Here is a 6723-nt window from a genome sequence, read left to right as displayed (position 1 = left end):
ATGGAGATTCTTCGTTTCGCTCTGAATGACAAATTAATGGTTAATGGGCAATTGTTAATTGTTATGCCGTGTAGGGGCGAACGATCTGTTCGCCCTTTTGTTTTGTGTGGCGACGGGTTTGTCCGAACGCAAATTTCGCAAATGGCGCAAATCAACGCAAATAACAGCCTTTGTCATTCCGAACACCTCCTCTTGTCATTCCGAACGCAGTGAGGAATCTCGCGGGGTAAAGGGAAGAGATTCTTCGCTTCGCTCTGAATGACATATTAATGGTTAATGGTCAATTGTTATGCGTGGTACACGGTATCCGAACGCGGAGGAACATCCCCCCCTCCCCCCCTTCAAAGGGGGGAAGAGCGGAAGCGAAGGGGGGATGTTATCCCTTCAAAGGGGGAAAAGCGGTAAAACGAAAAAATCTGTGTGAAGATTTATCTCCCGCAAATTGTTTGTAATAAATCTGTGTAGAGATTTATTAGCCACAACGCCGTTTGGTTAAAATTCCTGTAGCGATTTATCTCCTGCAAATTGATTGGTTAAAATTCCTGTAACGATTTATCTCCCGCAAGTTGATTGGTTAAAATTCCTGTAACGATTTATCTCCCGCAAATTGTTTCTGATAAATCACAGTTGTGATTTATCTCCCGCTATGCCAGTTTCTCCGGAAATCTCTATCTTTGCCTTTCAAACGGCTTACAGTTTGTAATTTGTAATAAACGTGACGATCGGCGAACGTAACATCATGTATCTTCCGGGAGTAGGGCCTAAACGTGCCGAACTTCTGAAGAAAGAGGTCGACGTGGTCTCTTTCGAAGACTTGTTGTACTATTTTCCTTACAAACATATCGACCGCAGCCGGTTCTACCGGGTCAGCGAGATCACGGGCGACATGCCTTACATCCAGCTCAAAGGACGCATTGTCTTCTTCGATACGGTTGGTGAAGGACGCAAAAAACGACTGATCGGTAAATTCACGGACGACACCGGCACTATTGATCTCGTCTGGTTTCAGGGACTTAAATATATCACCGACAAGTACCGGCCGGGAACGGAATACATCGTCTTCGGCAGACCGAAAGCATTCGGTCACTCGGTGAACATTTCTCATCCCGAGATCGATCCGGTGGAAAATGCACCGCAGGTAGCCAGCGGACTGACCCCTCTTTATCATACGACCGAGCTGATGAAAAAGGCGTTTCTTCATTCACGCGCCATCCAAGATATGCAGTATACGTTGCTCTCGACGCTCGACTGGCAGATTCCCGAAACATTGCCCGAAGCCATCGTGACGCACTTTCAGATGATGTCTGTCTCGGAAGCTATCAAGAACATACACTTCCCCGAATCGGCACAAACGTTGCAGGCGGCGCAGCAACGTCTTAAATTTGATGAGCTGTTTTACATTCAGCTCAACATCCTGCGTACAGCTACGCTTCGGCGAAACAAGCTCAGAGGGGTTGCCTTTCGCAGAGTGGGCGATGCTTTTCATACGTTCTACCGTGATTATCTGCCCTTCCGGCTGACCGGTGCACAGCAACGCGTGTTGCGTGAGATCCATGCCGATATGAAGAGCGGACAACAGATGAACCGGCTGTTGCAGGGCGACGTGGGCAGCGGCAAGACACTCGTTGCCCTGATGGCGATGCTGCTCGCCGTTGACAACGGCTTTCAGGCCTGTATGATGGCTCCGACCGAGATTCTGGCCAATCAGCATCTGGCCACGGTAAAGGAGTTTCTGAAAGACATGGATGTGCGGGTCGAGTTGCTTACCGGATCGACGACGAAAAAGCAGCGTAGCGCCTTACTGCCTGCCGTAGCCTCGGGCGAGGTCGATATCCTGATCGGTACGCATGCGCTTATCGAGGAGACGGTTGTTTTCAAAGCCCTCGGCATGGCGGTAATCGACGAACAGCACCGTTTCGGCGTGGCACAACGTTCGAGATTATGGGTCAAAAACCAATTTGTACCTCATGTACTTGTGATGACAGCTACACCCATTCCGCGCACCTTGGCCATGACGCTTTACGGCGATCTCGATGTCTCCGTTATCGATGAGTTGCCTCCCGGCCGAAAACCGATAAAAACCGTTCATCGCTACGATACGAAAAAAGCGGCCGTCTATGAGTTTCTGCGGAGCGAGATTCGCAAGGGACGGCAGGTTTATGTAGTCTATCCGCTTATCGAAGAAAGCGAAAACCTCGATTATAAAAATCTGGAAGAAGGGTTCGAGACATTCAAAAAAGTGTTTCCCGAATACCGGGTGTGCATGGTTCACGGCCGGATGAAAGCGAAAGAGAAAGACGCCGAGATGCGGCGTTTCGCCGGCGGAGAGGCGCACATTCTCGTGGCTACGACTGTTATCGAGGTGGGAGTCAATGTCCCGAACGCCTCGGTGATGGTCATCGAGAGCGCCGAACGTTTCGGAATGGCGCAGCTTCACCAGTTACGCGGACGTGTAGGGCGTGGCGCCGAACAGTCTTACTGCATCCTGATCTCATCGTACAAGTTGAGTAACGAGACACGCAAGCGACTCGAAATCATGGTTCGGACAAACAACGGTTTCGAGATTGCCGAAGAAGACCTTAAACTGCGTGGCGCGGGCGACCTTGAAGGGACGCAACAGAGCGGCGACGGGCTGTTTCTGAAGATCGCCAATCTTGCACACGACGGAGAAATCCTCCAACGCGCCCGCCGGACAGCGCAAAAAATACTCGATAACGACCCCGACCTGACAAAGCCCGAACACAAGCTGCTGCACGATCGGCTCAGCTCGCTTTTCCGTCGGAAAATGAACTGGGGACTGATCTCTTAATCTGACTTTTTGACCGGACACGCGAAACACCGGAAGCCTTAGTCGAGCCACAGCTCAGGATCGAGCTTACGCTTTTCTTTCCATAACTGGAAGTGGAGCACGGTCTCGTTATTGTTCTCCGTATCCGTATAGATTTTGCCGATGCTCTGACGGGTTGTCACATTGTCGCCGGCTTTTACATAAACATGGCTCAGGTTGCTGTAGACCGTCAGGTAGTTACCATGTCGTACGATGACACTGTTATTGTAGCCCGGGACGACGAAGACGCGTGTTACCACGCCATCAAAGACGGCACGGGCTTCCGTTCCGCTCGTAGTCTGGATATCGATACCGTTGTTGTTCGTACGCACATGCCTGAGAGCTTGATGTTGGTGTTCTCCGAAAGTGGAGATGATACGATATTTCCCGTTGAGAGGGAAGGGGAGTCGACCACGGTTCGAGGCAAAGTCGGCCGAAAGTTTCCGTTCTGCTTTCGTCATGGCATATCCGCCGTTGCTTTCGGCTTTCCGTTTTCCGCTCGAAGCTTTGCCCGATCTTTTTACCTCTTCGGCAATCAGCTTCTCGATTTGTCGGTTCAACGCTTCGGCCTGACGTCTTTTTTGCGCCAACTTCTGCCGCAGATTCTTCTCTTTTTTGTTGAGCTGCTGTACTTCCGCTTTCTGTTCCGATTCTTCCTGCTGCAGTTTCCGGCTTTCCTCCTCGCGAGCATCGAGCAAGGCTACTTTATCCGTACGCGTCTGCCCCAGTTCTTCCCGTTTTTTATCCAGCTCTTCCTGTTTTCTGACAATCAGTAACGCCTGCATTTTCTGCCACGACGCATATTCGCGCAGATAACGCATTCGGCGGAGCGACTGAGCGAAGTTATCGGCCGAGAGTACGAAGAGTAACCGGTGTTGCGATGCACGCCGCGTGTACAGATTCCGCACTAATTGGGCATATCGTTCTTTCCGGTCATTCAAACTTTTCTCCAATACAGCCAATTCACGGGTAGCATCAGCGATCTGCTTGTCGAGCACGGCGATCTCCTGATTGAGGAGACTGATCACCTTTTTCCGTGCGATCACCTGCTGCGATATCAGGTGCAGGTGGTTGAGCGATGTCTGGGCTGAGGCACGCGCCTCGTTAAGCAACTGGGTTGTCTGTTCAATTTCGCGAAGTGCCGCTCGCCGTTGCGCTTCGAGCTGCCTGATCGTATGCGTCTGTGCGGTTACACGACCCGCGCAAAGCAGCAGAGCGAGGTAACCGACATACCAAACATATCGTATCAGGCGTATGCGTTTCATTGAGACAGAGCTTTGAGGATTTGTTCCGGAGTCACCCGCTCATACCCTTCGGGAATGATGAATTTCAGGTCGACGGGTGTGTTAATTTCAACTTTATTAAACCGTATCGATAACTTATGGTCACGCAACGACGCAAGCATATCCATCGGAAAGAGTTGCCCTTCGACGGTACGGAAATTCGCATAATCCCACATGAGGGTATGTTTGTCGGCATCCGTGATTTCGGCAGTACGAAGTTTAGCCTCGTTATCGGCTAAGAAACGGTACTGCATACCGGTTGCATCAGACGTTTGAAGGCGATAGCCGGCGGGTATCCGTTCCCAGCCGAAGCGGCCGCGGTCATCCGGGGTGACGGCTTGTTTGCCGGGCAGGAAGAGGCGGTTTGTGAGGAGCGCCTGCAGGTTATCGAATGTAAAGTCGAGATGCTTGCGGGCTTTCAGGTCGGCGATGGATTCGGCGAAGTAGCGCTTGTTCATTCGGTCGATCGCCTTGACACTGTCTCGACTTACTTCAAGCCGGAACATCTCGATACCGAGCAATGGCTGGACGGAGATTTGCAGCCGGTCGTCGCGACGCAGTTTGAGTTGTGCACGCGAGCCGACTTCCTTGCCCGAAGCCGGAGTGAACTCAACTTGTATTTTAGCCGAAAGAGTTTGGTAGCGAAGCGACTGCTCATCGAGGGTACGGAAAAATTCCGTTTCGGCCTTCAGTGCGACATCCGTTTCGCCTGCGCCCTCTTTTACCGTCCGACAGCCTGCCGGCAGAATACACAAGACGACGCACACATACAACCACAACGGATTAAGTGATATTTTTTTATTCTTCATTCGGGTCTTCGATATAGATTCCTTCTGCTATTTTGCGTTTCAATATTTCCGTGTCTTTGCCCAGCTCCTGCGCTTTCTTCCACTGTTCAAGGGCTTTTTCCTTATCGCCCGTCATGTAGAGGATGTCGCCATAATGATCGACGAGTTCAGCGCTGTTCGTCGTATCTTTTTCGAGCGCACTGCGGATGTAAATGTGCGCGAGCGTATAGTTCCCTTTCATAAAGAAGACCCACGCATACGTATCGAGGTACGTCGGGTTATTCGGCTCCAGCTTGATACATTGGGCGCTCATGCGCTCGGCCTTATCCAAGTCGTGTTTACGCAGCGTCAGGAAATAGCTGTAGTTGTTTAGCACGGGTACATTCTTGTCGTTGTATTTAAGCGCCTGTTCGTAAGCATTGAACGCATCCTCCACCTGTTTCATCTGATAATAGATGTCACCGATCTGTCCGTAAAAGTCGGAGCGCAGCGGTCGGTTGTCTTCGGGTATCTTGGCCAGCCCTTCCCGATAGGTCTCGAGCGCCTTCCGGTAATCGTTCTGCTGGTAATATGCGATGCCGAGGTAGAAATAATATCCCGGCGCTTCGGGGAAAAGTTCCTGACATTTCCGGCAGATGCGGATGGCTTCGTCGATGTTTTCGGCACGGAAGGCCAAGTTTAGCAGCTGTTGCCAGGCCGATTCATTGTCGGGTTCCATTTCGGTAACCAGCCGGTACTGGAATTGTGCCTCATCGGTTTTGCCTTGCATCGCCAGCAAGCTGCCGTAGTGAAGTTTCAGTTCCGTATCTTCGGGATGTTGCTCGAGCAGAGTCTGAAAAAGCGCGTTGGCCGCCTCCGTACCGTTGCGTGACTGTTGCAGCTGACCAATGTAACGAGCCAGAATACCCATCTTCGTACTCACATCAAGGTCCTTATTGATTAAAGCCGTATGTATCTGCTTTTCGGCGGCTTCATGATCACCCACCTGTTCGTAATAGTTGGCCATCGAAACGGTATAATATGGATTCGACGGGTCGATACCGTGCGCCTTTTGGTAATATTCGTATGCTTTTACCGTATCGTTTCGCTGGAGATAGAGATCCCCGATCAGGATCGGATACCGTGCATCCGACGGATATTTGTCGGCCAGCTTTTTCAGTTCATCAAATGCTTTCTCCGGCTCTTCAATCTGCATGTACAACTTGTATTTCTGCGTCGAGAGCGCTTCGTTCATCCCGACAGCATTCTCCAGATCGTTGAATCGGTCGATGGCTTCGCCAATCTCTCCGGCTTGGGTCAGCGCTTCGGCGAGATAGTAGTTCAGTTCCACTTTGCCGGGGTGAGTCTTTACAAGTTCGCGATAAATCTCGGCCGCTTCACCATACATGCCGATGTTGAGTGAGAGGGAAGCAAGCGCCAATTTATAATGGAAGTTGGAAGGAGCATAAGCAACTGCTTTCCGCAGAAAGATGGCGGCTTTCTCGGGCTGATTGAGCTGCAAATAGAAAGCCGAAAGTTCGTAGAGTGGCGCGGCTGCCGTAGAATCCGTTTGGAGGCAGTGATAAAACATTTCGTATGCAGCGTCATATTTTCCTTCGTTCTTCAGTTTCACACCTTCGTAGAAAAAGTAGTCGACCTTGCGCTGTATGGCTGCCAGCGACGGTTTCTTCTTCAGTGGAGCATGTGGTGCAGCCGAGAGTATGCCGACCCACAGAGATAAACACAAGACGCCGATCTGCCGAGCCTTCCCGGATATGACCTTCTTTTTAAACGGTATGTTTCCTTTTTTATTCAATCGTCAGTATGATTATGATTCAGTTTTCGA

The 6723-nt window shown here is 50.8% G+C and carries 4 protein-coding genes; 1 reads left to right on the top strand and 3 read right to left on the bottom strand.

Going from position 1 to position 6723, the window contains the following annotated elements; translation table 11 throughout:
• Positions 1-739: 739 nt before the first annotated feature.
• Complete coding sequence (recG, locus tag Tanf_RS10250) at positions 740-2809, top strand: ATP-dependent DNA helicase RecG (RefSeq protein WP_046825810.1); 2070 nt, start codon at positions 740-742, stop codon at positions 2807-2809.
• Between the two features lie 38 nt (positions 2810-2847).
• Here recG and Tanf_RS10245 read toward each other — a convergent pair whose 3' ends face one another.
• Genes Tanf_RS10245 through Tanf_RS10235 form a run of 3 tightly spaced genes read right to left on the bottom strand, consistent with a single transcriptional unit; the run spans position 2848 to position 6693 of the window.
• Positions 2848-4074, bottom strand: coding sequence for a murein hydrolase activator EnvC family protein (locus Tanf_RS10245; RefSeq protein WP_046825809.1), 1227 nt, complete (start codon positions 4072-4074; stop codon positions 2848-2850).
• 14 nt (positions 4075-4088) lie between these two features.
• Entirely contained in the window at positions 4089-4919 is an 831-nt protein-coding gene (gene lolB1, locus Tanf_RS10240) for a lipoprotein insertase outer membrane protein LolB1 (protein WP_014224865.1), read from the bottom strand.
• Entirely contained in the window at positions 4909-6693 is a 1785-nt protein-coding gene (locus tag Tanf_RS10235; protein ID WP_080948616.1) for a tetratricopeptide repeat protein, read from the bottom strand. Before Tanf_RS10235 ends, lolB1 begins: the two co-directional genes overlap by 11 nt.
• Positions 6694-6723: the final 30 nt, after the last annotated feature.

This window comes from Tannerella forsythia (genome assembly GCF_001006485.1).
Taxonomy (GTDB): domain Bacteria; phylum Bacteroidota; class Bacteroidia; order Bacteroidales; family Tannerellaceae; genus Tannerella; species Tannerella forsythia.
The sequence above is the reverse complement of the archived record's forward strand: the minus strand, read 5'-3'. Positions and strand labels throughout refer to the sequence as shown.

Excerpts from the sequence above, each read along its gene's own strand:
- recG (WP_046825810.1), top strand. The coding sequence starts at position 740 with ATGTATCTTCCGGGAGTAGGGCCTAAACGTGCCGAACTTCTGAAGAAA.
- lolB1 (WP_014224865.1), bottom strand. The coding sequence starts at position 4,919 with ATGAAGAATAAAAAAATATCACTTAATCCGTTGTGGTTGTATGTGTGC.